This is a genomic window from Janthinobacterium agaricidamnosum NBRC 102515 = DSM 9628 (assembly GCF_000723165.1).
Taxonomy (GTDB): Bacteria; Pseudomonadota; Gammaproteobacteria; order Burkholderiales; family Burkholderiaceae_D; genus Janthinobacterium; species Janthinobacterium agaricidamnosum.
Genome location: NZ_HG322949.1, coordinates 715,752 through 740,008, shown reverse-complemented (window position 1 = coordinate 740,008; position 24,257 = coordinate 715,752). Strand labels below are relative to the sequence as shown.

Sequence of the window (24,257 nt, the reverse complement as noted above, 5' to 3'; positions counted from 1 at the left end):
CTATGCACAAACCCGGACGCCGCGGTTTTACGCTGATCGAACTGCTGGTGGTGCTGGCCATTATTTCGCTGCTGCTGACCATCGCCCTGCCGCGTTATTTCGGCTCGGTCGAAAAGTCGAAGGAAGTCGCGCTGAGGGAAAACCTGCAAGTGCTGCGCAGCGGCATCGACAAATTTTATGCCGACAAGGGCGAATATCCGGCTGCGCTGGCCGACCTGGTGACCCATCATTATTTTCGCAGCGTGCCGGTCGATCCGGTCACCGAATCGGCCACCACCTGGCAATTGATCAATTCGCCCGATGCGGAAGTGCCGGGCGTGGCCGACGTCCACAGCGGCGCCAAAGGCAAGACCCGCGATGGCGTACCGTACGACCAGCTCTGACATGCCGGCGCGCCGGCATGCCGGCTTTGCCTACCTGTGGACCTTGCTGCTGGTGGCGTTCATGGGCATCGGCCTGAGCATCGCCAGCGAACTGTACTCGACCGCGCTGCGGCGCGACAAGGAGCGCGAGCTGATCTTCATCGGCCATGAATTCCGCAACGCAATCGGACGTTATTACGAAGTCAAGGGCGCCGGCGGACAGGCCCAGTATCCGTTGACGCTGGAAGACCTGCTGAAGGATAACCGCTTCGCCAAGCCGAAACGCCATTTGCGCCGCCTGTACACCGACCCGACCACCGGCCAGGCCGCATGGGGCCTGGTACTGCAGGAAGGCCGCATCGTCGGCGTACATTCGCTGTCGCAGCAACAGCCGATCAAGCAGGATAACTTCCTCGATGGCGATACCGGCCTGCGCCAGAAAGCGCGCTACGCCGACTGGGTGTTTACCTACCCGGCCGATTTGTTCATCGTCCAGAAAGACGGCGGGCAGGCGCCGCCGGGAGGAAAAATGCCGAGCTTGCCTGGCAGCTGAAATAAGATGCTTAAAAATCAGGAGCTTAGCATCAGAACTATCAAGGAGAATATATCCGTGGATGTATTCATCACTGATTCTCACGATTTACCAAGATAAATTGCATTCCAGTATTTTCAATCAACTCATCTTATCTTCATCATATATATCAAATAATTAACCGGTACAATGTGGGATTCAAAAAAAATCAACATCCAACACAACTTACCGAGCATTAATTATTTAAGGAAAAATTATGAGCATTTCTAACTTACTGGGCATTTCCGAAAACGACGAATCCAGAAGAGTGGACAGCGGAGTGGCGGAAGTCTATGAACGCACCATTGAAATCGCCGGGGATATCATCGCGCTGGAAAACATCGGCACCATCAGGATGATCGACGGCAAGAAAAATCATACAGCAACCGTGGTCGGCATTGTCATTGCGATAATAGGATTGGGCGCCCTTTCCTCTTCAGTCTTCTTTGGACTGCTCATGTTAATTGCCGGGATTGGGTTGACGCTGTGGAATCTTTCCCAAAAAATCGCGATTTATCTTTCACTGGGCACCTGCGATGGCAGATCCACGGTAATCATTTCGAAAAATAGGCAGTTCCTTAAGGATATACGCGATTTTTTACGTAAAAAAATCGATACCAAAACCCAAAACGGTGCCACCATCAACATTTCAAACAGTACATTGGAAGGTAATTTTGCAGTCGGTGAAAAAAGCTCATCTACCGCGCATTATCAGTAATTCGAAATAAGGATACACCATGCCCAATAACATCAATATCTCCGGCAGTACTTTGCAAGGCACATTCGCCGTAGGTCATCAGTCGACAAGCGTCAGCACCGGCAATCAGTCTTTTCAAAACAATCAACTGACCGGATCCTTCGAAGCTTTATCGCAAGAGCTGGCCAGGCATGGTGTGACAGAAGCGGATATCGCAGACCTGCGCAAGGCCCTCGAACAGGATAAGAACGCGCCAGAACTCGCGCACAAGAAGAACGGTCCGAAAGTGACCGAGTGGATGCAAAACATGTTCGGCAAGGCGATCAACACGATATGGCAAGTCGAAATTGGCATGGCCGGCAGTCTCCTCGCTTCGGCCATTCAACGCTACTACGGCTGGCCTTGAGGAAACAAAGGGGACCGGCCACGATTCCGAAGCAATAAGTTGCCTTGTAATCGAGGCCTGTCACCGCTTATAGCCTTATTCGCGCTTCGACACCAGCGTCAGGATGTCGTAGCTGGCGACCAGTTCATCGTTCTGGTTGGTCACCTGCACGTCCCACGCGACCACGCCCTGGCCGATACCGAAGATGTCCTTGCGGTTGCGGTCGACCTTGCGCTTGCAGGTCAGGCGCGCGCGGATGGTGTCGCCGATGCCGACCGGCGCCACGAAGCGCAGGTTGTCCAGGCCGTAGTTGGCCAGCACCGGACCGACGCCCGGCGAGACGAACAGGCCGGCCGCCGCCGACAGCACGAAATAGCCGTGCGCGATGCGCTTGCCGAATTGCGACTCTTTGGCGGCGATCTCGTCGAAATGCATGTAGAAGAAGTCGCCGGAGATGCCGCCGAAAGCGACGATGTCGGCTTCGCTGACGGTGCGCCTGTGGGTCAGCAGCGAATCGCCGGTCTGCAAGTCTTCGAAATGCTTGCGGAACGGGTGGATCGGGCTTTCGTTGACGGCCGCGCCGCGCACATATTCGCCGGTCACCGCCGCCAGCATGGTCGGCGAACCCTGGATCGCGGCGCGCTGCAGATAATGGCGCACCGCGCGCACGCCGCCCAGCTCCTCGCCGCCGCCGGCGCGGCCCGGGCCGCCGTGCTTCAGTTGCGGCAAAGGCGAACCGTGGCCGGTCGAATCGACCGACGCTTCGCGCTCCAGTATCAGTACCCGGCCGTGCATCGCGGCGGCGGCCGGCACGGCGCGCGCGGCGATTTTCGGATCGCGCGTGACCAGCGTGCTGACCAGGCTGCCCTTGCCGCGCGCTGCCAGGGCCAGCGCCTCATCCAGGTCCGAGTACGGCATCATGGTGCTGACCGGGCCAAACGCTTCCACGTCGTGCACCGCGTCGTTGCGATGTCCATCGCGGCACATCAGCAGAGTCGGCGCAAAGAAGCTGCCATCGGCGGCGCCGTCGCCGAGCGGCTGGAAACCGTCGGCCGCGCCGAACACGATTTGATTGCCGCGCGAGAGCAGCGCCAGCCTTTCGGCCACGTCGCTTTGCTGCTCTTTCGAGGCCAGCGCACCCATGCGCACGCCGTCGATGGCCGGATCGCCGACCACCACTTTGGCCAGCCGTTCGCGCAAGCGCGTGCCGACCGCGTCGAGCAGTTGCTCCGGCACGATGATGCGCCGGATCGCGGTACATTTCTGGCCAGCCTTGCCGGTCATTTCACGCACCACTTCCTTGACGAACAAGTCGAATTCGATATCGTCCGGGCTCACGTCCGGCGCCAGGATCGCGCAATTGAGGGAGTCGGCTTCGCCATTGAACGGCACCGACTGGGCGATCAGGTTGCGATTGGTGCGCAGCCTGGCGGCGGTGGCCGCCGAGCCGGTGAAGGTGACCACGTCCTGGCCGTTCAAGCGGTCCAGCAGGTCGCCGGTGCCGCCGATTACCAGTTGCAGGCTGCCTTCCGGCAGCAGGCCGGAAGCGTGCATCATGCGCACCAGCGCCTCGGTCAGGTAGCTGGTGGCGCTGGCCGGCTTGGCGATGCACGGCATGGCCGCCAGAAAGCTCGGCGCGAATTTTTCCAATAAACCCCAGACCGGGAAGTTGAACGCATTGATGTGCACCGCCAGGCCGCCGCGCGGCACCAGGATGTGGGTGCCGGCGAAGCCGCCTTTCTTGCCCAGCGCGATGGCCGGCCCTTCGTGCAGCACATTCGACGACGGCAGCTCGTTGCTGCCCATGCTGGCGTAGGCGAACAGGGTGCCGCTGCCGCCTTCGATATCGACCCAGCTGTCGGCGCGGGTGGCGCCGGTCAGGTGCGAAATCGCATACAGCTCTTCCTTGCGTTCGACCAGGTACAGCGCCAGCGCTTTCAGGCGCGCGGCGCGCTGCTGGAAGTCGAGCGCCATCAAGCCCGGCACGCCGGTCTTGCGGGCATAGGTCACGGCTTCGTCGAAATCGATCCGTTCGCCGTGGGTATGGTAGATCAGGCGGTTATCGAGCGCGCTGTGCAGCGGCACGGCAGCCTGGGCGCCAAGCCAGCGGCCGCCGATCAGGCTTTGCAGGGTGGATACTGTGGCCATGTGAAGTTCTCCAGAAAACGTGGTTGGATGCGCCGAATTCTCAAGTCCCGGCGTTTTTATGCAAGTGCGGCGGCAGCACCGACTCGAACGACAGCCGCTGCCGGTTGGCCTCGACCTCGGTCAGGGCGTCGACCAGATACATGCTGTTCATCGAACGCAGCGCCAGCTCGTGGTACTGGCTGGTGCCGCCGGATTTCCAGCGGATTTCATCGTCGCTCAGGCTGCGCATCACGCGCGCCGGCGCGCCGACCACCATGCTGCGCGGCGCGACGATCATGCCGGCCTTGACGAAGCTCATCGCGGCGACGATGGATTCCTCGCCGATGACGGCGTTGTCCATCACCACCGCGTTCATGCCGACCAGCGCATTGCGGCCGATGCGGCAACCGTGCAGCACGGCGCCGTGGCCGATGTGGCCGTCGCTTTCGACCACCGTGTCGCAGCCGGGAAAGCCGTGCATCACGCAGGTGTCTTGCAGGTTGGCGCCCTGTTCCAGTACCAGCCGGCCGAAATCGCCGCGTATCGACGCCAGCGGGCCGACATAACAGCGCGGCCCGACGATCACGTCGCCGATCAGCACCGCGCTCGGATGCACGTAGGCGCTCGGATGCACCACCGGCCTGACGCCATTGATTTCATAGACCTTGACCATGCCGATTTCCTCCCTCTCAAACGCGTTCGAGCACCAGCGCGATGCCCTGGCCGACGCCGATGCACATGGTGCACAGCGCATCACGCCCGCCGGTGCGTTCCAGCTGCTTGACCGCCGCGATCGGCACGGCGTCGCAGATAAAGGCTTGATGCATGTTGGTCTCCTGATTTTTATACGGTCAGATATGTTTCGGGCGCTGGTCGATCACGCGCCTGGCCTTGCCGGTCAGGCTGCGTTCGATGCCGGCGGCGGCCAGCACGCGCACCCGGGTGGTCACCCCGACATGGGTCTTGATGTGATGTTCCAGCTCACGGACCAGCGCCGCCGTTTCGCTTTCCGACAGCCGGCCCGACACGTCGCCGCGCAATTCGGCCAGCACCTCCAGCTGGTCCAGGTGGCCGTCGCGCGACACCAGCAACTGGTATTGCGGCGCCAGTTGCGGCATTTTCAAGATCAATTCCTCGATCTGGGTCGGGAACACATTGACGCCGCGGATGATCAGCATGTCGTCGGAACGGCCGGTGATCTTGCCGATGCGGCGCATCGAGCGCGACGTCGGCGGCAGCAAGCGGGTCAGGTCGCGGGTGCGGTAGCGGATGATCGGCAGCGCTTCTTTCGACAGCGAGGTGAAGACCAGTTCGCCCTCGGTCCCGTCCGGCAACACCTGGCCGGTGTCCGGGTCGATGATTTCAGGGTAAAAATGGTCTTCCCAGATCACCGGGCCATCCTTGCTTTCGATGCATTCGCTGGCCACGCCCGGCCCCATCACTTCCGACAGGCCGTAGATATCGACCGCGTCGATGCCGGCGCGCGCCTCGATTTCGCTGCGCATCGCATCGGTCCACGGCTCGGCGCCGAAGATGCCGACCTGCAGCGATGCACTGGCCGGATCGACGCCCTGGAGCGTGAATTCCTCGATAATGTTGAGCATGTACGACGGTGTCACCATGATGATGGACGGCTTGAAATCCTGGATCAGCTGCACCTGTTTTTCAGTCTGGCCGCCGGACATCGGCACCACCGTGCAGCCCAGGCGCTCGGCGCCGTAATGCGCGCCCAGGCCGCCGGTGAACAAGCCGTAGCCGTAAGAGATATGCACCATGTCGCCGGCCCGGCCGCCGGCCGCGCGGATCGAGCGCGCCACCACATTGGCCCAGGTATCGATGTCGCCCCTGGTGTAGCCGACCACGGTGGCCTTGCCGGTGGTGCCGCTCGATGCGTGGATGCGCGCCACTTGCTCGCGCGGCACCGCGAACAGGCCGAACGGGTAATGGTCGCGCAGGGTCTTCTTGTCGGTGAATGGAAACCTGGCCAGGTCGGCCAGGGTTTTCAAGTCGTCCGGATGCACGCCGGCCGCATCGAACGCGGTCCGGTAATGCGCCACATTGTCGTAGGCGTGCCGGAGCGACCATTGCATGCGTTGCAACTGCAGCGCCTGCAACTCATCCTGGCTGGCGCGTTCGATCGCCTCCAGCCCGGATGGCGCGGGAATACGTTGGACCATTGCTGTCTCCTGTTGGCCTGGCCAATTAACTTTGCGGTATGACTTCGCCGGCGACGCGCAGCGACTTGCCGCGAAATAGAGCGATCAGGCGGCCTTGCTGGTTGCTGACCTTGACATCGTAGACGCCGCTTTTGCCGGCCAGCGTCTGCTCGACCGCTTCCGCCGTCAGCACGTCGTCCAGGTGAGCCGGCGCCAAGTAATCGATGCCGCAGCCGGCGCCGACGGTGTTCAGGTTGTAGCTGTTGCAGGCAAACGCGAAGGCGCTGTCGGCCAGCGCAAAAATCAGGCCGCCATGACAGCTTCGGTGGCCGTTCAGCATGTCGCTGCGTACCGTCATCGTCATGCACGCATAACCGGGACCGACCTCGGCCAGGCCGATGCCCAGCGCCTGGGTGGCATTGTCGCGCGCGTACATCGCGGCTGCGGCGGCTTCGGCCAGCGCATGGGCGCTGAGCAGGGTATCGTTAAGCATGAAAAGTCACTCCATGGGCGAGTTTGCGGCGCAGCAGCGGCGATATGCGGTAGCGGTCTTCGCCGTAAGCCCGCGCCAGGTTGTCTAATACGGCCACGACTTGCCCGAGGCCGATGTCATCGGCCCAGGCCAGCGGGCCGCGCGGATAATTGACGCCCTTGCGCATCGCGAGATCGACGGCCGCTACGCTGCACACGCCCTGATTGACGGCGTCGGCCGCTTCATTGGCCAGCATGGCGACGGTGCGCATCACGGCCAGGCCCGGCACGTCGTCGAGCCGCGAGACGATGAAGCCGGCGGCCTGGAACAACCCGACCGCGGCGTCATACGCGGCCGGGCTGCACTGGTCGGCGCAGGTGACGGCGATCCGTTTGGCGCTGGCGAAATCGAACACCAGGTCGAACAGCACGGTATCCGGATGCCGGTTGTCGCGCGCCCGCTGGGTGGCACTGCGGCCGTCGCTGAGGTAAATCGCGGCGCCATGGCAATGCAGGGCCGGCGCTTCATGGTCTTGATGGCCTTCCGGCATGCCGCGCTGGCTGACCGTGATGCCGGCCTGGACCAGGCGCTGGCCCAAGGCGTCGATGACGGCGCCATGGCTGCCGACCGCCCCGCTGCGGGCGACGAATTCCGGTTGCGGCCGAGGCGCTTCGGCCTGCGCCAGCGGCTGCACGGCCTGCTCGCCATAAGCATAAAAACCGCGCCCCGTCTTGCGGCCCAGGAAACCGGCGTTGACCAGTTCCTGTTGCAGCACCGACGGCGTAAAACGCGGGTCGCCGAAGTAGGCGTCGAACACCGATTGGGTGACCGAAAAATTGACGTCGTGGCCGATCAGGTCCATCAATTCGAACGGTCCCATGCGAAAACCGCCCGCCTCGCGCATCAGTGTGTCGATGGTGACCGCGTCGCCGGCCCGTTCATTCAACAGGCGCAACCCTTCGGCATAAAACGGCCGCGCCACGCGGTTGACGATGAAGCCGGGTGTGGACGTTGCATGCACCGGACTCTTGCCCCAGGCGGCGGCGGTGTCGAACACGGTGCTGGCCGCCTGCGCATCGGTGGCCAGGCCGCTGACCACTTCGACCAGCGCCATCAGCGGCACCGGATTAAAAAAATGCATGCCGACCAGGCGCTGCGGCAGCCGCAGCCCGGCGGCGATGGCGGTGACCGAGAGCGACGAGGTATTCGTCGCCAGAATACAATGGTCGCCGACGACTTGTTCCAGTTGCGCGAACAGGCCGCGCTTGGCCTCCAGGTGTTCGACGATGGCTTCCACCACCAGTCCGGCGTCGGCCAGGTCGTCCAGACTGCTCGCCGCTTGCAGGCGGGCGCTGGCGGCGGCCGCTTCGCCGGCCGTCATGCGGCCTTTTTCAGCCAGCTTGACAAACATCTTGCCGATCCCGGCCAGCGCCTTGCTCACGGCTTGCGGGCGGCTGTCGTACAGCTTGACCCGATAACCCGAGGCGGCCGCCACTTGCGCGATGCCGGCACCCATCGCGCCGCTGCCGACCACGGCGACGATACTGTCTTGCGTCAGGGCTGCCATCGCTTATTTCCCCTTGAATTGCGGCGGGCGTTTTTCGATGAAGGCGGCCACGCCTTCGCGGTAATCGTCGCTGTTGCCCAGTTCGCTCATCATTGCCGCCTCCAGCGCCAATTGCTGCGCCAGCGTGTTGGCGCCGCTTGCTTGCAGCGCTTTCCTGGTGAAAGCCAGGCCCTTGGTCGGCGCGCTGGCGAAGTGCCGCGCCAGCTTGTCGGTTTCGTCGGCCAGTTGGCCGTCGTCGACGCACTTCCAGATCAGGCCCCAGCTTTCGGCCCGTTCGGCCGTCAGTTTTTCGCCCAGCATCGCCAGCCCCATCGCGCGCGCGCTGCCGATCAGGCGCGGCAGGAAGTAAGTGCCGCCGGTGTCGGGGATCAGGCCCAGCTTGCAAAACACTTCGACAAAGCTGGCCGACTTGGCCGCCAGCACGATGTCGCAAGCCAGCGCCAGGTTGGCGCCGGCGCCGGCCGCCACGCCGTTGACGGCGCAAATCACCGGCATCGGCAACGCTTGCAGCGCCAGCACCAGCGGTGCGTAGTTTTTCTGCACCGACTGGCCCAGGTCGACGCCTTTGGAACCCGGCGCCACGGCGCGGTCGGACAAATCCTGGCCGGCGCAAAACCCACGGCCGGCGCCGCTCAGCACAAATACCCGCACGCTGCCGTCGGCGTTAACCCGGGCCAGCGCATGGCGCACTTCTTCGTGCATGGCCTCGGTAAAACTGTTCAATTTGTCGGGCCGGTTCAGCGTCAAGCGGGCAATGCCGTCGCGGATGTCAAACAGGATGTTTTGATAGTTCATGGCGTCTCGCTATCGTTATTTTCGTTGTTGTAGTGTGCTATTCGGCCTGGTCGAAATCGATGACGACCTTGTCGGTGACCGGAAAACTCTGGCAGCTCAACACAAATCCGCGCGCCACTTCGTAGTCTTCCAGCGCGTAGTTGACGTCCATGTCGACCTTGCCATCGAGCAGTTTGCAGCGGCAGGTCGAACACACGCCGCCCTTGCACGAGTAGCGCATGTCGAGACCATGGCGCAGGCCGGCGTCGAGGATCGATTCCTGGTCCTGGTCCATCGTGAACGTGCTGTGGTTGCCGTCGATGATGACGGTGACTTCGGTTTCCTGGCGCACGCCGGCATCGAGCCTGGCGCGCGGCTGGTGCGCGCTGTTCGGGATGCTGGATGCGAACAGTTCAACCTTGATGGCTTGCTTCGGCATGCCGGCCGCTTGCAGCGCTGCGGACACGCCCAACATCATGTCTTGCGGGCCGCAAATGAAAGCGATGTCGCAATCCTCGACCTTGATCCAGTGGCGCAGGAATTGCTCGCATTTTTCCCTGGTGATGCGGCCGTTGAACAGTTCGATATCCTGCTGTTCGCGGCTCATCACATAAACCAGGTTCAGGCGCTGCAGGTAGACGTCCTTCAAGTCCGTCAATTCTTCCTTGAAGATGACGCTGGACGAGGCGCGGTTACCGTAAAACAGCGTGAAGCGGCTGTGCGGTTCGGCCAGCAAGGTGGTCTTGATGATCGACAGGATAGGCGTGATGCCGCTGCCGGCCGCGAACGCCAGGTAGTGCTTGCGATTGTCCGGCGCCAGCGGCACGTTGAAGTGGCCCATCGGCGGCATCACGTCGATCACGGCGCCGGCTTGCAGCGTGTCGTTGGCCCAGCTGGAAAAGGCGCCGCCCGGGGTGCGCTTGATCGCCACGCGCAGCGTGCCGTCCTGCACCGCCGAACAGATCGAATACGAGCGGCGCAAGTCTTCGGCATCGACATCGGCGCGCAAGGTCAGGTGCTGGCCTTGCTGGAACCTGAACTGCCGCTGCAATTCTGGCGGCACGGCGAACGTCACGGCGATGGTGTCGCGCGTTTCATGGCTGACTTTCGCGACCCGCAGCGGATAAAATTTGCTCATAGGGCTCTCGTTAATGAAACGTCAGTGGCACTTGAAGTAGTCGAACGGCTCGCGGCAAGCCAGGCATTTGTACAGCGCCTTGCAGGGCGTCGAGCCGAACTGGCTGGTCAGCTCGGTGTGCCCGGAACCGCAGTTGGGACAGGCGACCGTCAATGTCGGCAGCACGCGCCGTTTCACGCCACCGTGCAAACCGCTGATGTCGATTACTTGCCCGGCCGGCGGCGCGATGCCATACCCCTTCAGCCTGGCCTTGCCGGCCTCGCTGATCCAGTCGGTGGTCCAGGCCGGCGACAACTGACTCACCAGCGTCACCTGGCCGACGCCATGGCTGGATAACGCTTCGGTGACGGCATCGGCGATCACCTGCATGGCCGGGCAGCCGGAATAGGTCGGCGTGAGCGTCACCCGGCACGCGTGTGGCCCGGTCATTTCGACGCTGCGCACGATGCCCAGGTCGACCACCGAAACCACCGGGATTTCAGGGTCGGCGACCTCGCCCAGCCAGGCCCAGACCTGGCCGGCGCTGATGACGCCGGCTGGCTGCGCTTTATCGGTAGTCATCTACCACTCCGCGCCGGGATAGGCGCGCTGCAAGAACTGCATTTCGGCCAGGATGAATCCCATGTGCTCGGTATGGATGCCCTGCTTGCCGCCCTGTTGCATCCATGCGTCCAGCGGCGGCATGGCCAGCGTCGCTTCGGCGAAAATTTCGCCGACGTGTTCAAGGAAAGCCTGGCGCAAGCCGTCGGCGGCGGGCGCGACGCCGGCCGCCGCCATCGCCTGGTCGACCGCGTCGTAATGGAACATTTCGCCGCTGTACATCCACAGCGCGTTGGCGGCGGCCTGGGTTTTCGCATGGCTTTCGGCGGTGCCGTCGCCGAGGCGCACCACCAAATCTCCGCTGCGGCGCAAGTGATAGGTCACTTCCTTGATCGATTTCTCGGCCACTTCCGCGATGCGCGCATCGCTCGCTGCCAGCAAGCCGCGCAGCAGGAAGTAGTGCCAGCTGTCGAAAAAGAACTGGCGCATCATGGTGTCGGCGTAATTGCCGTTCGGCTGTTCCAGCAGCAGGCAATTCTTGAAGTCGTGCGCGTCGCGCAGGTAGGCGATCTGGTCTTCGTCGCGGCCGGCGCCTTCCAGTTCGGCGGCGTAGCCGTACCACAGGCGGGTCTGGCCCAGCAGGTCGAGCGCGACGTTGGTCAGCGCCATGTCCTCTTCCAGCGCCGGTCCCTTGCCGCACAGTTGCGACAATTGCTGGCTCAGGATCAGCGCATTGTCGCCCAGGCGCAGCAGGTAATTGACTTTATGCTCCACGGTGGCGCTCCGCTTACAGGTTCTTGACTTCTTCCGGCATCGGGAAGAAGGTCGGATGGCGGTAGACTTTGCTGTTCGACGGGTCGAACAGCGCCCCCTTGTCGGCGGGACTGCTGGCGACGATATCGGCGGCGCGCACCACCCAGATGCTGACGCCTTCGTTGCGGCGGGTGTACACGTCGCGCGCATTGTTGAGCGCCATTTCGGCATCCGGCGCGTGCAGGCTGCCGACGTGCTTATGCGCCAGGCCGTGCTGGCTGCGAATGAAGATTTCCCACAATGGCCATTCCTTGCTCATCACCTGCTCCTGTAAATATTTCTCCAAGCTTGCCGGATTACGCGCTGTGCGCCAATCCGGCCTACGCGGCTCTGGCGGCGGCCTGTTTATCGGCGTAGGCGACCAGCGCGTCGCGGAACCAGGCGCCGTCTTCATACGCCTTGACGCGGGTCGCCAGCCGTTCGCGGTTGCAGGGGCCGTTGCCCTTCAAGACGTTGTGGAATTCGGACCAGTCGATCGCGCCGAATTGGTAGTGGCCGGTCTGCTGGTTGAATCGCAAGTCCGGGTCCGGCACGGTCAAGCCGAGGTACTCGATTTGCGGCACGGTCTGGTCGACCATGCGCTGGCGCAGCTCATCGTTGGAAAACAGCTTGATGCGCCATAACGCCGACTGGGCGCTGTTGACCGATGCGGCGTCGGACGGGCCGAACATCATCAGCGCCGGCCACCACCAGCGGTTCAGCGCATCTTGCGCCATCGCCTTCTGGGCCGCGCTGCCTTTGCACAGCGCCATCATGATGTCGTAGCCCTGGCGCGCATGGAACGACTCTTCCTTGCAGACGCGCACCATCGCGCGCGCATACGGGCCGTACGAACAGCGGCATAGCGGAATCTGGTTGATGATGGCCGAGCCATCGACCAGCCAGCCGATGGCGCCCATGTCGGCCCAGCTCAGCGTCGGGTAATTGAAGATGCTGGAATATTTGGCCTTGCCGGAATGCAGCGCGGCCAGCAATTCGTCGCGCGACACGCCCAGCGTTTCGGCCGCGCTGTACAGGTACAGGCCGTGGCCGGCTTCGTCTTGTATCTTGGCCAGCAAGATCGATTTGCGTTTCAGCGTCGGCGCGCGGGTCACCCAGTTACCTTCTGGCAATTGGCCGACGATTTCCGAATGCGCGTGCTGCGAAATCTGGCGGATCAGGGTTTTGCGATACGCGTCGGGCATCCAGTCCTTCGCTTCGATCTTGATGCCGGCATCGATGCGCGCCTGGAATTGCTGCTCGTCCGCGTCCATGGCGTCGGGCGAACGAACGTTTTTCAGACCGGTTTCCACCATTTGTGCATACATGATCATGCTCCAAGTCATTTTTTACGCAGTCATGCGCATCGGATGAACAGATAATACGATACAAAATTAAATTTGCATACACCATATTTGAGTCATATTGAAAATCCGTATCCCATCTTTCCTTTCTAGCGCTACTTTCTGCACGTATCATGTTAAAAATAGTCCTGCACTTGCCTCATGGCAAAGTAAACTCGCACTGTCGGCGCCCGCGCGCCAGAAACCTCCCGGAAAGCCGATGAAGAACACCCCATGCAATGAATGGATAGCACAATTCCTGGCCAGCGATCCGCCGCGCTCGAAGTCGCTGGTGACCACCATTTTTGGCGACGCCATCGTGCCGCACGGCGGTCTGGTGTGGCTAGGCAGCCTGATCGAATTGCTGGCGCCGTTCGGCGTCAATGACCGCTTGCTGCGTACCAGTGTGTTCCGGCTGGCGCAGGAAGGCTGGCTGGGCGCCAGCCGCGACGGCCGCCGCAGCGCGTATGCGGTCACGCCGGAAGCGCTGGGACGTTTCATGCGCGCATTGCGGCGCATCTATGCGCCACTGGTATTGCACTGGGATGGCAGCTGGACGCTGGTGATGGGACCGGCCGGCAGCATCGATGCCGCCGAGCGCAGTTCGATGCGCAAGGAAATGCTGTGGGAAGGGTATAGCGCCATCGGACCCGGCCTGTTCGGCCATCCGGCCGGCGACCCGGCGGTGCTGGAAGACATGCTGCAACGTAACGGCGTGCAGGGCAAGCTGTACATCTGCCAGGCAAAGGAATTGCCCGGCGTCAGCCAGCGCCCGTTGCGCGAGATGGTCGCCGATTGCTGGGACTTGTCCGGCGTAATCCACGACTACCGGCGTTTCATCGTCCAGTTCCAGCCATTGCTGGCCTTGCTCGAAACCGACAGCGACATTGCCCCCGAGCAAGCGTTTGTGGTCCGCTCGCTGCTGATTCACGCCTACCGCCGGGTGCAATTGCACGACCCGCAATTGCCGGTCGAACTCTTGCCGGACCCATGGCCCGGCGCGCAAGCGTATGCATTGGTCCGTGCCATCTACCGCCTGATTTACCGCGCCGCCGAAGAACACATCATGACGACGCTGCGCCGCGAAGACGCACAGTCGCCGGCGGCGGAAGCGTCGTTTTACCAGCGCTTCGGCGGTTTGCTGGCCTAGCACTCAAGCATGCCCATCAGCTGACATTCTTCCCCTGCACCACCAGCCGGCCCGCCGCCAGCAAGTCCTGGCCGGCTTTTTCCAGCGCATTGACTTGTACCTGCATGGCGTCGACCATCGCAATCGAAAAAGCGAATTCGGCCGGCGTGGTATAGCCGGGGAAACGTATGATCTTCAACAGATCCTTGAGTGTCGTGCCTTGCCCGAGATGCGCCAGCGCATCGCTGAGGTCGCTGATTTTCTTATCCAGTATTTTGATGTGATTCTTATCGTCCGCCATGATGGCCTCCTGATTTCCTGTCTAGCTTGAAATGCCGCGCCGGCATGATCCGTCCGATACGGCGCCCGGCTGCCGCACGCCGGCAGCCATTCACCAAATTAGCAAACCGGGAAGCGCGCGGTTTGCGCTGGCGCAGAAAAACGCAGCCTCAAACAAGTCTGGCGATCCATCCGGGCATTACGATCAGTCAAAGCTAGTATCATGGCGCCAGGTACCCTGCCGCACAGCGGATTCATTCATAAAATCACCAGGAATTATTGTATGCCTATTAAAATCAGCCATCAATTTGACGCCGGCGCCATCGACGTGCTGAGCGCAAGCGCCCCGCAGGCGATCCAGCTGAACATCCGCAAGGATTCCCACGCGGACATCACGCAGTGGTTTTATTTCCGCCTGCAAGGCGCACAAGCGACGCCGTGCAAGATCAGCTTCATGAACGCCGGCAAGTCCGCCTATCCGGCCGGCTGGGTCGATTATCAGGCCGTGGCCAGCTATGACCGCGAAACCTGGTTCCGCGTGCCGACCAGCTACGACGGCACGGTGATGACCATCGACCATACGCCGGAAGGCGACAGCGTGTATTACGCCTACTTCGAACCGTATCCATGGGACCGCCACCTGGCCCTGATCGACAGCGCGCAATCATCGCCGCTGGTGCAACTGCTCGATTTGGGCAATACCATCGAAGGCCGCGATATGAACGTGCTGGTGGTCGGCGATCCGGAAGCGGAGAAAAAAGTGTGGGTCATCGCGCGCCAGCACCCGGGCGAAACAATGGCGGAATGGTTTGTCGAAGGCATGCTGGACGCCTTGCTGGACAGCGCCAATCCGTTTGCCCGTCAATTGCTGCAAGACGCCGTGTTTTACGTGGTGCCGAACATGAACCCGGACGGCTCGGTGCACGGCAACCTGCGCACCAACGCGGCCGGCGCCAACCTGAACCGCGAATGGATGACGCCAAGCCTGGAGCGCAGCCCGGAAGTATTCCTGGTGAAAAACAAGATGCATGAAATCGGCTGCGACCTGTTCCTCGACGTGCATGGAGACGAAGGCTTGCCGTATGTATTCGTGGCCGGCAGCAATGCGCTGGAGAATTTCACTGCTGAACAAAAGGCCGAGCAAGACCGTTTCATCGCCGATTTCAAGATCGCCAGCCCGGACTTCCAGGACGTGCACGGTTATCCGGACGCGCCATTCACGCCGGAAGTGCTGACCATGGGTTCGCCGCACATCACGCACGCCTTCGGCTGCCTGTCGCTGACGCTGGAATTGCCGTTCAAGGACAACGCCAACGATCCCGACCCGCAAGCCGGCTGGAGCGGCGCGCGCAGCGCCAACCTGGGACAGGCGGTGCTGCAACCGATCCTGAGCTCGCTGCGCGCTTAAGAGCGTCTGACAAAACATGCATGGCAGCGTTGCATTGCCTTGTCGTACATTCGTACTGCCTACGACAATGCGCCTTGCCCTGAACGTTGTGTTAGACGCTGCAAGATAGATGCAAAACGGGTGCAGGCGGGGTCTGGACGATCCCGGCGGCACCCGCTGCGGCACCCCTGACGGCGGGGATCACCTGAATTACATCAGCCGCCAGCCACCACCATGTTCTCGATCAGGATCGAACCGGTTTGCTTGGTGCCGCGCCTCAGGACGTCGGCGCCGATCGCGACGATCTGGCCCAGCATGTCCTTCATGTTGCCGGCGATGGTGATTTCTTCGACCGGGTATTGAATCACGCCATTTTCGACCCAGAAGCCGGATGCGCCGCGCGAATAGTCGCCAGTCACGTAGTTGGTGCCCTGGCCCATCAATTCGGTGACCAGCAAGCCGGTGCCCATTTTCTTGAGCATCGCGACAAAGTCGTCGCTGCGCTTGGTCTTGCTGGACGTCATCGACAGATTATGCGAACCGCCCGCATTGCCGGTGGTTTGCATGCCCAGCTTGCGCGCCGAATAGGTCGACAAGAAATAACCTTGCACCACGCCATTCTTGACCACGTCGCGCTTGAAGGTTTTGACGCCTTCCTCATCGAACGGCGCCGAACCGACGCCGCCGACCACGTGCGGGTCTTCGACGATCTGTACGTGCGATGGCAATACTTGTTTACCCAGCGAATCGAGCAAGAACGTCGATTTACGGTACAGCGCGCCGCCCGAGGTGGCCTGGACGAACGCGCCCAGCAAACCGGCGGCCAGCGGCGCCTCGAACAGCACCGGGCAATTGCGGGTCTCCAGTTTGCGCGCATTCAGGCGCGATAAGGCGCGTTCGGCGGCGTAACGGCCGATTTCTTCCGGTTTCGACATCTTGCGGGCGTCGCGCACCGACGAATACCAGTCGTCGCGCTGCATCTTGGCGCCCTTGCCGGCGATCGGCGCGACCGACAGCGTGTGGCGCGAGAAGGGATAACCGCCGATGAAGCCACGCGAGTTGGCCGACACGAAATGCGATTGCTGCACATGCACGCCGGCGCCTTCGCTATTGGTGATGCGCGGATCGACGGCGAAGGCGGCCGCTTCGGCGCGTTGCGCCAGCATCACGGCTTCTTCGGCGGAAATCAGCCACGGATAAAACAGTTTCAAGTCGCGCGGCGCCATTTCCAGCATCTCGGCGTCGGCCAGGCCGGCGCAATCGTCCTCGGCGGTGAAGCGGGCGATATTGTAGGCGGCGTCGACCGTGTCGCGCAGCGCGGCTGGCGAAAAGTCGGACGTGCTGGCATTACCGCGCTTATTGCCGATAAATACAGTCACACCCATGCCCTTGTCTTTATTTTGCTCGATCGTCTCGATCTTGCCTTTACGTACAGAAACCGACAAACCACCGCCTTCGCTGATCTCGACAGCGGCATCGGTGCCGCCTTTTTCCCGGGCAAACGTCAAAACATCGCGCGCGAGTTGTTTCAATTGATCCTGGCTGTGGGTAAATACGGAGTCGTTCATGAGCTGTTTTCTTCGTAAGGCCATTAAAACAGTTATCATAGCAGTCGTTTACAGTTTACAGGTGCGGCCACACGCCAAACCTACAGTTATCATGCCAAATCCAAACCGGGGAGCTTGCGGCTTCCAATCCTCCGAATTCGAGCAAGAGTACGAGCGCCCATCGAAATCGGAACTCAAGCGTCAAATGACCGTCCTGCAAAAGCTGGGCGAAGAGCTCGTCAATGAAGCCCGCGACCGCGTCAAGCGCGTGCCGATGCCGGAAGATGTGCGCGACGCCATCCTCGAATGCCAGCTGATCAAGGATCACGAAGGCCGCCGCCGCCAGTTGCAATTCGTCGGCAAGAAGATGCGCACGCTCGATGAAGAAGAAGTTGCCGCGATCCAGCGCACCATCGACAGCTGGAAAGGCTTGTCGAAAGCCGACACCGCCGCGATGCACGCGATGGAGCGCCGGCGCGACAAGTTGCTGAGCGACGACAAGGCGCTGACCGTGCTACTGTCGGAAAATCCGGAACTCGACGTGCAGCACTTGCGCACCCTGATCCGCAATGCACGCAAGGAACAGGCCGAGAACAAGCCGCCGAAAGCGTACCGCGAGATTTTCCAGATCCTCAAGCAAATCGCCAAGAAAGCCAATGGCGGCAAGGCTGAGGCCGAGGAAGGCGAAGAAGAGAGCGACGCTGCGGAAGAAGAATAATCCCCGCATGGCTTTCGATATCGACAAAACCGGGACAATAACCCGGTTTTGTGGTTTTTAAGACCAGACAGGTATTAGGTGTTATATGACGACAAATGAACTCGTGATCGGCCTGGTGTCGGTCTCCGACCGCGCCAGCGATGGCGTCTATGAAGACCAGGGCATCCCGGCGCTGCAAAGCTGGCTGGCCAGTGCGCTGACCACGCCGTACCGGCTGGAAACCCGCCTGATTCCGGACGACCGCGGCAAGATCGAAAATACCTTGATCGACCTGGTCGACCTGAGCCATTGCCATTTGATCTTGACCACCGGCGGCACCGGCCCGGCCCGGCGCGATGTGACGCCGGAAGCGACGCTGGCGGCCGGCACCCGTGAAATGCCCGGCTTCGGCGAGCAAATGCGCCAGATCAGCCTGCATTTCGTGCCCACCGCGATCTTGTCGCGCCAGGTGGCGGTGCTGCGCGAAACGCCCGACCATGCGGCGCTGATCATGAACTTGCCCGGCCAGCCGAAAGCCATCAAGGAAACCCTGGAAGGCTTGAAGGATGCCGACGGCAAGCAGATCGCTGGCGGCATCTTCGCCGCCGTGCCGTATTGCATCGACCTGATCGGCGGTCCGTACATGGAAACCGACCCGGCCGTCTGTAAAGCCTTCCGTCCCAAATCGGCGCTGCGCCCGGCGTCCACTCCACCACAGGAAAATTCATGAGCACATTGCTGGAAACCATAGAACTCGACTCCGCGCCGAACCCGACCGTCGCTATCATCTGGATGCATGGCCTGGGCGCCGATGGCAATGATTTCGTGCCGCTGGTGAAAGAACTGGACTTGTCGGGCTGCCCGGCGATCCGCTTCATCTTCCCCAGCGCCAACGTGATCCCGGTGACGGTCAATGGCGGCTACCAGATGCGCGCCTGGTACGACATCGTCGCCATCGACCTGGTGCGGCGCGAAGACGAAGCGGGCTTGCGCTCGTCGCAACGGCAAGTCGAAGCGCTGATCGCGCGCGAAAAGGCACGCGGCATTCCAGCCAGCCGCATCATCCTGGCCGGCTTTTCGCAAGGCTGCGCGATGACCTTGCAAACCGGTTTGCGCCATCCGGAACAACTGGCGGGCTTGATGTGCTTGTCGGGCTACCTGCCGCTGGCCGACAAGACCGCCGCCGAAATCCAGCCGGCCAGCCTGGCGACCCCGATTTTCATGGCGCACGGCAGCGCCGATCCGGTGGTCGGTTTGAACCGCGGCGAGCAATCGCGCGACGCCTTGGCGGCGCTGGGTTACAAAGTGGAATGGCATGAATATCGCATGCAACATTCGCTGTGCCAGGAAGAAATTGACGATATTGGCATCTGGCTGAAGAAAGTGCTGGCCGCTTAAGCCATCCTCCATGACAAAAAAAGCGGGTTTCTCTTGATAGAGAAACCCGCTTTTTCTTAGTCAGCAAGCGGCTTGTACATCACCATGCTGGTCGGCTGATAGCCGAGTTTGGCATACAAGGCTTGCGCCGATGCATTGTGCCCAAACACATGCAGTTCCACGCCAGCCAGTCCCAGCTTGCGCACCTCGTGTTCCAGCGCAATAAAAGCGCTGCTGGCATACCCCTTGCGGCGATGCCCGGACTTGATCCCCACGTCATACACATAGGCGATGCGCCGGCCGGCGCGCTCCCTGGCCGCGATCCACAGGGATCCGACGGCGATCGACTCGGCATCGTCCCATATCGTAAAGAAATGGTGATCCACCGTCGCCAAGCCATCGGGTAACAAGTGACCGAATACTGCTTGTGCCAGACCGGGCGCCTCGTGTTCCATCCACTCTCCGGCGGACACTTTTTCAGCCGCGTACTGTGGGATACCTTCAGCGAGATACGCCAGATAGTCGCTAGCGCTCATCGGCAGCAAGACGACCATGCTGTCCCTGTTAAGCTTGCCAGGCGACAACATCTTGCTGTTGCTCGCCGAGGCCGGCGATACCCAGGCGCAAGCTGTCGCCCTTTTTCAAGAAACGCTGCGGCTTGCGGCCCTGGCCGACGCCTGGCGGGGTACCGGTGGCGATGATGTCGCCCGGTTCCAGCGTCATGAATTGCGACAGGTAGCTGACCAGTTTCGCGACCGGAAAAATCATCGTCTCGGTGCTGCCGGTTTGCATGCGCTTGCCATTCAATTCCAGGTACAGGTCGAGCCGCTGCACGTCGATGACTTCATCGCGCGTCACCAGCCACGGGCCGACCGGGCCGAAGGTGTCGCACCCCTTGCCCTTGTCCCATTGCGGGCCGCGCTCCAATTGATATGAACGCTCGGACAAGTCATTGACGACGCAATAACCGGCGACAAATTTAAGCGCGTCTTCTTCGCTGACATATTGCGCGCGGGTACCAATGACGACGCCCAGCTCGACTTCCCAGTCGGTCTTCTTGGAGCCTTTCGGCAACACCACATTATCGTCCGGACCGGACAGGCAACTGATCGCCTTCATGAAGACGATCGGTTCGGCCGGCAAGGCCATGCCGGCTTCAGCGGCGTGGTCGGCGTAGTTCAAGCCGATGCCGATGAATTTGCCGATGCCGGCCAGCGGCACGCCGAAACGGGGATTACCGCGCACCAGGGGCAAGGTTTTTTGATCGACCTTGCTCAGTTTGCGCAGCGCCTTGTCGGACAGCTGGGCGGCATCGATATCGCTGACAATAGCGGACAAATCACGCAATTTGCCTTCTTCATCGATCAGGCCCGGTTTTTCTTTGCCGGGACGGCCGTAACGAACCAGTTTCATATTCTTCCTTGGAGTTAATTATTGCAGTTACCTCCATTTTACCGGATGCCACAGCCTGCCTGCGCTCCGCCATTCTGCCGCGCTGGTATTGACGGATGAAAAACCAGATCAGTCCCGGCAGTTGCAGCAATACCAGCACGCCGAACGCAGCCTGGTAAGCCACTGCCGGATATTGCTGGTGTGCATTGACATGCCAGAAACCGAGTATCATGCCAAAACCGGCTTGCACCACAAACGCGCCGCTAAAGATCAGCAAGTTCAGGCAGGTGGAAGCGCGCCCGGTCAGCGCCGGCGGCATGCTTTGCGCAACGATCGCATATTCCAGTCCGGTAATCGTGCCGACCAGCGTAAACAATACTGACAGCAACTGGAAACTGGGCGCGTGGTTGATCACGAAAGCGATTTGCACGGCGATAAAAATGACGATGCCGCCGGCCGCCACGTTGACCGGCTGGATGCCGCGCCGTCCCAGCCATTCGGTCAGCATGCCGACGCCGATGGCGCCGAAGATGATCGCCGCCATGCTCAAGTACAATAAATAAGCGACCGCGTCGCCGGAAAAGCCGGCCACATCGTTCAGCCATTTGCCGATCCACAAACCCTGCACGCCAAAAAATATGGTGTGCGGAATCAGGATCAGCGACACCGTATCGCGAAAGGCCGGGTCGCGGTACACGTCCAGCACGCTGCTGCGGCTGGCCGGTTTGCGCACCGTGCTGGCGGCTTTCGGCGTCAACAGGAAAATCAGCAAACCGATGATGGCGATGCCGCCGGCCAGCATGTAAAACACGCCGCGCCAATCGGTGAACTCCAGCGCCATCTTGACCGGCAAGGTGGCCGACGCCGCGCCCAGGCCACCGACGGCGATCAGGTAGCCGTGTACCGATGGCAACTTGGACGGCGCGATCCAGGTGGAAATCGCTTTCACGGCCGACATGAAACACCCGCCCAAGCCCAGCCCCATGACGGCGCGCGCACACAGCAAATCGGTAAAATTCTGGCCCCGGCTAAACATCCATACACCGAGCGCGGCCACGCCCATCAACAGCAATTGCACTGTGCGCGGACCGTAGCGGTCCAGCGCTATGCCGATTGGCAATTGTGCCAGCGCAAATGCAAAGAAAAAGGCGCTGGTCAGCAAACCCAGTTCGGACGGTGTCAACGGCATTGCCGCCAACAAGTCCGACATCAGCACGGCATTGACGGTACGCATCAAACTAGAGAAAAAATGCCCCAGCGCGAACGGCAGGAACACCAGGAAAAAAACAGCGGCGCCGGACAGTTGTTCCGCTGGCGCCGCCGGCTTTTCATCACCCATGGAATCTCCCGGCTTAAGCCACGGTGCGCTCGGCATTTTCAACATGCTGCGGATGGCTGTCGCCGCGCGCCTGCTGCAGCGGGATCACCTTGTGGCCAGCCGGCTCGTCCATCTCAAAGAAGAATTTTTCCTGGCCGAAAGCCGGCTTCAAATGATCCAGCCAGGTCGCTTCGGCATCGAACCTGGCATAAAACGGCCGCCGTACCCAGTCCGGGTTACGCGCCTGCAGGAATTGCAGCGCGAATACTTTTTCACCACGAATGGTGACCACGCCATCGATCACCACCTTGCCGGGAAACGCGCTCATCGATGGCCCGCGCACCGTGCGCGACAAGCCGGACACCATTTGATACGCGGCCTGGAAGATTTCGTGTGCCTTAACCAGCGGCAACTCAAAATAATTGCGCGGCCCGGTATCGCGCTCGACAAACATATAGTACGGCACCGCGCCCAGCCGCACCCCGGTTTGCCACAACTCGGCCCAGCTTTTCGGGTCTTCATTGATGTGGCGTATCAGCGGCCCCTGCATGCGCACGGTGGCGCCGGACGACACGATACGCCGGACGGCTTGTTGCGCGATGTCCTGGCGCAACTCAACAGCGTGGCTGTAATGGCCCATCACGGCCAGGTTCTTGCCGGCCTTGACGATGCGCTCGAACAGGCGCAGCAAATCGTCGGCGTCGCGGTCGCTCACAAAACGCTGCGGCCAGTAGGCAAGCGATTTGGTGCCGATGCGAATGTTCTGGATATGTTCCAACGCCGGGTCGAGCAAGGGTTCGATATAGGCCGCCAGCGAACGGGTATTCATGATCATCGGGTCGCCGCCGGTGATCAGCACATCGGTCACTTCCGGATGCATCTTCAGGTAAGCCACCAATTCATGCGATTCCTTGGCGTCGAACTTCATGTCGTCCATGCCGACAAATTGCGGCCAGCGGAAGCAGAAGGTGCAATAGGCGTGGCACGTCTGGCCGGCGCTGGGGAAGAACAGCACGGTCTGGTCATATTTATGCTGCAAGCCGCGCAACGGCGCATCATTTACGCGCGGCACGTTGTGCGTCATTTGCCCGGCCGGGTGCGGATTCATGCGCATCCGCAAGCCATGCACATATTTGGCGATCTCGGCCGGGTCTTGCCGCACCAGCACCAGGTCGCGCAAATGCTGGTAATCGGCGGCATCGAGCATATCGCGGTGCGGAAAGGTCAAACGGTAGATCGGATCATCGGGGATGTTATTCCAGTCGATCAATTGGTCCATCACATATTCATTGGTACGGAATGGCAACACGTGCGATACCACCTGCACCGCCTCGCGCTGTTCCTGATCCAGCCATTGCCACTGCCGGGACTGGCTGATGGTTTGCCGTGTGTACGGTTTGAATTTGACGGCGACGGGCTCTGCGCTCATGCGTACTCCAATGAAAGAGGAAGGTAATTTCGATCAAATGTGGCCAAGTTCGATCAATCTCATCAAAATCAATTCGATTGGCGGCAACACTAAGAAACTTCATCATAGGCCGCCGCCATTTTCCCCAATTGCCGAAAATCAACGATTACTGCAATTCATACACACCTATTGCAGGAATCGGTATGGTTCCCACGGGCAACCCTCAAGTTTGTTCTAGCGCAACTCCTATGCAGAAGGCACGTCGTACATTACGACTGAGCAATAACCGGCCACGCTCGGGCCTTGATCATTTGCAAAGGGACACCACGATGAAACGATTACTCACCGGCACTTTGCTGTGCCTGTTTTTTGCCAGCGCCGGCGCAGCCATCGAACCGAGCGAAAAAGACGCCATCGCCATGGCCGAACGCGGCGCCGCCTTCATCAAGGCAAACGGCAAAGAAGAAATGATGAAAAAAATCAGCGCCAAGGATCCAGAGTTCGTCCAGGGTTCGCTGTATGTCGACATGCGCGACATCAATACCGGCATCGTGCTGGCGCACCCGATCAATCCCTCCATCGTCGGCAAGGATTTGACCGATGTGCCGGACGCCAATGGCAAACGCTATCGGCGCGAAATCATTGAATTGGCACAAAAAAAAGGCAAGGGCTGGGTCGATTACCAATATAAAAATCCGACCACCGGCAAGATCGAACCCAAGACCACCTACATCTTGCGGGTCGGCGACGTGGTGCTGGAAGCCGGTATTTACAAGAAGTAAGCAGCAAGGCTGCGGCA

The 24,257-nt window shown here is 60.9% G+C and carries 28 protein-coding genes; 10 read left to right on the top strand and 18 right to left on the bottom strand.

The features are described from left to right. Positions 1 to 2 precede the first annotated feature (2 nt). The 4 genes from GJA_RS03120 to GJA_RS03105 all read left to right on the top strand — a co-directional run bounded on the left by GJA_RS03120 (position 3) and on the right by GJA_RS03105 (position 2,036). Positions 3 to 383, top strand: a complete 381-nt coding sequence (locus GJA_RS03120) for a type II secretion system protein (RefSeq protein WP_422567900.1) — start codon at positions 3 to 5, stop codon at positions 381 to 383. Then, positions 358 to 915 (top strand): type II secretion system protein, encoded by a 558-nt coding sequence (locus GJA_RS03115; RefSeq protein WP_051780220.1) that lies wholly within the window; start codon positions 358 to 360, stop codon positions 913 to 915. Before GJA_RS03120 ends, GJA_RS03115 begins: the two co-directional genes overlap by 26 nt. Before the next feature lie 235 nt (positions 916 to 1,150). Then, on the top strand, positions 1,151 to 1,651 hold the full coding sequence (locus tag GJA_RS03110) for a DUF6232 family protein (RefSeq protein ID WP_038488675.1): 501 nt from the start codon (positions 1,151 to 1,153) through the stop codon (positions 1,649 to 1,651). 19 nt (positions 1,652 to 1,670) lie between these two features. Beyond that, positions 1,671 to 2,036 (top strand): hypothetical protein, encoded by a 366-nt coding sequence (locus GJA_RS03105; RefSeq protein ID WP_038488672.1) that lies wholly within the window; start codon positions 1,671 to 1,673, stop codon positions 2,034 to 2,036. Positions 2,037 to 2,111: 75 nt separating this feature from the next. Here GJA_RS03105 and paaZ read toward each other — a convergent pair whose 3' ends face one another. The 12 genes from paaZ to paaA form a co-directional block, all read right to left on the bottom strand. After that, the gene (gene paaZ / locus GJA_RS03100) at positions 2,112 to 4,163 is read right to left on the bottom strand and encodes a phenylacetic acid degradation bifunctional protein PaaZ (RefSeq protein WP_038488669.1); all 2,052 of its coding nucleotides are present in this window, start codon (positions 4,161 to 4,163) and stop codon (positions 2,112 to 2,114) included. A gap of 40 nt (positions 4,164 to 4,203) precedes the next feature. After that, a complete protein-coding gene (paaY, locus tag GJA_RS03095) occupies positions 4,204 to 4,815 on the bottom strand; it encodes a phenylacetic acid degradation protein PaaY (protein ID WP_038488667.1) in 612 nt (203 codons plus the stop codon). A 16-nt stretch (positions 4,816 to 4,831) separates the two neighbouring features. Further along, positions 4,832 to 4,969 carry a hypothetical protein gene (locus GJA_RS26495; protein WP_339325680.1) on the bottom strand — a complete coding sequence of 46 codons (138 nt, stop codon included), beginning with the start codon at positions 4,967 to 4,969 and terminating at the stop codon, positions 4,832 to 4,834. Between the two features lie 24 nt (positions 4,970 to 4,993). Then, positions 4,994 to 6,319 carry a phenylacetate--CoA ligase PaaK gene (paaK, locus tag GJA_RS03085; protein ID WP_038488664.1) on the bottom strand — a complete coding sequence of 442 codons (1,326 nt, stop codon included), beginning with the start codon at positions 6,317 to 6,319 and terminating at the stop codon, positions 4,994 to 4,996. 25 nt (positions 6,320 to 6,344) lie between these two features. Further along, a complete protein-coding gene (paaI, locus tag GJA_RS03080) occupies positions 6,345 to 6,791 on the bottom strand; it encodes a hydroxyphenylacetyl-CoA thioesterase PaaI (RefSeq protein ID WP_038488661.1) in 447 nt (148 codons plus the stop codon). Next, on the bottom strand, positions 6,784 to 8,337 hold the full coding sequence (gene paaH / locus GJA_RS03075; protein ID WP_038488658.1) for a 3-hydroxyacyl-CoA dehydrogenase PaaH: 1,554 nt from the start codon (positions 8,335 to 8,337) through the stop codon (positions 6,784 to 6,786). Before paaH ends, paaI begins: the two co-directional genes overlap by 8 nt. 3 nt (positions 8,338 to 8,340) lie before the next feature. Next, positions 8,341 to 9,132 (bottom strand): 2-(1,2-epoxy-1,2-dihydrophenyl)acetyl-CoA isomerase PaaG, encoded by a 792-nt coding sequence (gene paaG, locus GJA_RS03070; RefSeq protein ID WP_038488654.1) that lies wholly within the window; start codon positions 9,130 to 9,132, stop codon positions 8,341 to 8,343. 37 nt (positions 9,133 to 9,169) lie between these two features. Continuing rightward, the gene (gene paaE / locus GJA_RS03065; RefSeq protein WP_038488650.1) at positions 9,170 to 10,249 is read right to left on the bottom strand and encodes a 1,2-phenylacetyl-CoA epoxidase subunit PaaE; all 1,080 of its coding nucleotides are present in this window, start codon (positions 10,247 to 10,249) and stop codon (positions 9,170 to 9,172) included. A 21-nt stretch (positions 10,250 to 10,270) separates the two neighbouring features. Next, a complete protein-coding gene (paaD, locus tag GJA_RS03060) occupies positions 10,271 to 10,810 on the bottom strand; it encodes a 1,2-phenylacetyl-CoA epoxidase subunit PaaD (RefSeq protein WP_038488648.1) in 540 nt (179 codons plus the stop codon). Beyond that, entirely contained in the window at positions 10,811 to 11,563 is a 753-nt protein-coding gene (paaC, locus tag GJA_RS03055) for a 1,2-phenylacetyl-CoA epoxidase subunit PaaC (protein WP_038488645.1), read from the bottom strand. 13 nt (positions 11,564 to 11,576) lie between these two features. After that, positions 11,577 to 11,861: a 1,2-phenylacetyl-CoA epoxidase subunit PaaB gene (gene paaB / locus GJA_RS03050; protein ID WP_038488641.1), complete on the bottom strand. Its 285-nt coding sequence runs from the start codon at positions 11,859 to 11,861 to the stop codon at positions 11,577 to 11,579. Between the two features lie 61 nt (positions 11,862 to 11,922). Beyond that, entirely contained in the window at positions 11,923 to 12,909 is a 987-nt protein-coding gene (gene paaA / locus GJA_RS03045; protein WP_038498526.1) for a 1,2-phenylacetyl-CoA epoxidase subunit PaaA, read from the bottom strand. A gap of 235 nt (positions 12,910 to 13,144) precedes the next feature. On the opposite strand from paaA, the gene paaX reads away from it, so the two are divergent. Then, positions 13,145 to 14,074, top strand: coding sequence for a phenylacetic acid degradation operon negative regulatory protein PaaX (gene paaX / locus GJA_RS03040; RefSeq protein WP_038488637.1), 930 nt, complete (start codon positions 13,145 to 13,147; stop codon positions 14,072 to 14,074). Positions 14,075 to 14,090: 16 nt separating this feature from the next. On the opposite strand, the gene GJA_RS03035 is transcribed toward paaX, so the two are convergent. After that, positions 14,091 to 14,354: a hypothetical protein gene (locus tag GJA_RS03035; protein WP_038488634.1), complete on the bottom strand. Its 264-nt coding sequence runs from the start codon at positions 14,352 to 14,354 to the stop codon at positions 14,091 to 14,093. Between the two features lie 261 nt (positions 14,355 to 14,615). On the opposite strand from GJA_RS03035, the gene GJA_RS03030 reads away from it, so the two are divergent. Next, positions 14,616 to 15,740, top strand: a complete 1,125-nt coding sequence (locus GJA_RS03030; protein ID WP_038488631.1) for a M14 family metallopeptidase — start codon at positions 14,616 to 14,618, stop codon at positions 15,738 to 15,740. A gap of 194 nt (positions 15,741 to 15,934) precedes the next feature. On the opposite strand, the gene pmbA is transcribed toward GJA_RS03030, so the two are convergent. After that, positions 15,935 to 17,287 carry a metalloprotease PmbA gene (gene pmbA, locus GJA_RS03025; RefSeq protein WP_038488629.1) on the bottom strand — a complete coding sequence of 451 codons (1,353 nt, stop codon included), beginning with the start codon at positions 17,285 to 17,287 and terminating at the stop codon, positions 15,935 to 15,937. A 91-nt stretch (positions 17,288 to 17,378) separates the two neighbouring features. Here pmbA and yjgA point away from each other — a divergent pair, with 91 nt between their 5' ends. From yjgA to GJA_RS03010, 3 genes are all read left to right on the top strand, one after another. Continuing rightward, complete coding sequence (gene yjgA, locus GJA_RS03020; RefSeq protein ID WP_038488627.1) at positions 17,379 to 17,984, top strand: ribosome biogenesis factor YjgA; 606 nt, start codon at positions 17,379 to 17,381, stop codon at positions 17,982 to 17,984. 85 nt (positions 17,985 to 18,069) lie between these two features. After that, positions 18,070 to 18,693, top strand: a complete 624-nt coding sequence (gene mog / locus GJA_RS03015; protein WP_038488624.1) for a molybdopterin adenylyltransferase — start codon at positions 18,070 to 18,072, stop codon at positions 18,691 to 18,693. Continuing rightward, on the top strand, positions 18,690 to 19,361 hold the full coding sequence (locus tag GJA_RS03010) for an alpha/beta hydrolase (RefSeq protein ID WP_038488622.1): 672 nt from the start codon (positions 18,690 to 18,692) through the stop codon (positions 19,359 to 19,361). The genes mog and GJA_RS03010 overlap by 4 nt, the downstream gene beginning before the upstream one ends. Positions 19,362 to 19,417: 56 nt before the next feature. Here GJA_RS03010 and GJA_RS03005 read toward each other — a convergent pair whose 3' ends face one another. The 4 genes from GJA_RS03005 to GJA_RS02990 are packed head-to-tail and all read right to left on the bottom strand — an operon-like array spanning position 19,418 to position 23,479. After that, positions 19,418 to 19,894: a GNAT family N-acetyltransferase gene (locus GJA_RS03005; protein WP_038498522.1), complete on the bottom strand. Its 477-nt coding sequence runs from the start codon at positions 19,892 to 19,894 to the stop codon at positions 19,418 to 19,420. A 10-nt stretch (positions 19,895 to 19,904) separates the two neighbouring features. After that, positions 19,905 to 20,753, bottom strand: a complete 849-nt coding sequence (locus GJA_RS03000) for a fumarylacetoacetate hydrolase family protein (RefSeq protein WP_038488617.1) — start codon at positions 20,751 to 20,753, stop codon at positions 19,905 to 19,907. Then, on the bottom strand, positions 20,698 to 22,071 hold the full coding sequence (locus tag GJA_RS02995; protein WP_051780216.1) for an MFS transporter: 1,374 nt from the start codon (positions 22,069 to 22,071) through the stop codon (positions 20,698 to 20,700). The genes GJA_RS03000 and GJA_RS02995 overlap by 56 nt, the downstream gene beginning before the upstream one ends. Positions 22,072 to 22,084: 13 nt before the next feature. Then, positions 22,085 to 23,479 (bottom strand): KamA family radical SAM protein, encoded by a 1,395-nt coding sequence (locus GJA_RS02990; RefSeq protein WP_038488614.1) that lies wholly within the window; start codon positions 23,477 to 23,479, stop codon positions 22,085 to 22,087. A gap of 308 nt (positions 23,480 to 23,787) precedes the next feature. On the opposite strand from GJA_RS02990, the gene GJA_RS02985 reads away from it, so the two are divergent. Then, positions 23,788 to 24,240 carry a cache domain-containing protein gene (locus tag GJA_RS02985; protein ID WP_038488612.1) on the top strand — a complete coding sequence of 151 codons (453 nt, stop codon included), beginning with the start codon at positions 23,788 to 23,790 and terminating at the stop codon, positions 24,238 to 24,240. The last annotated feature ends 17 nt before the right edge of the window (positions 24,241 to 24,257 follow it).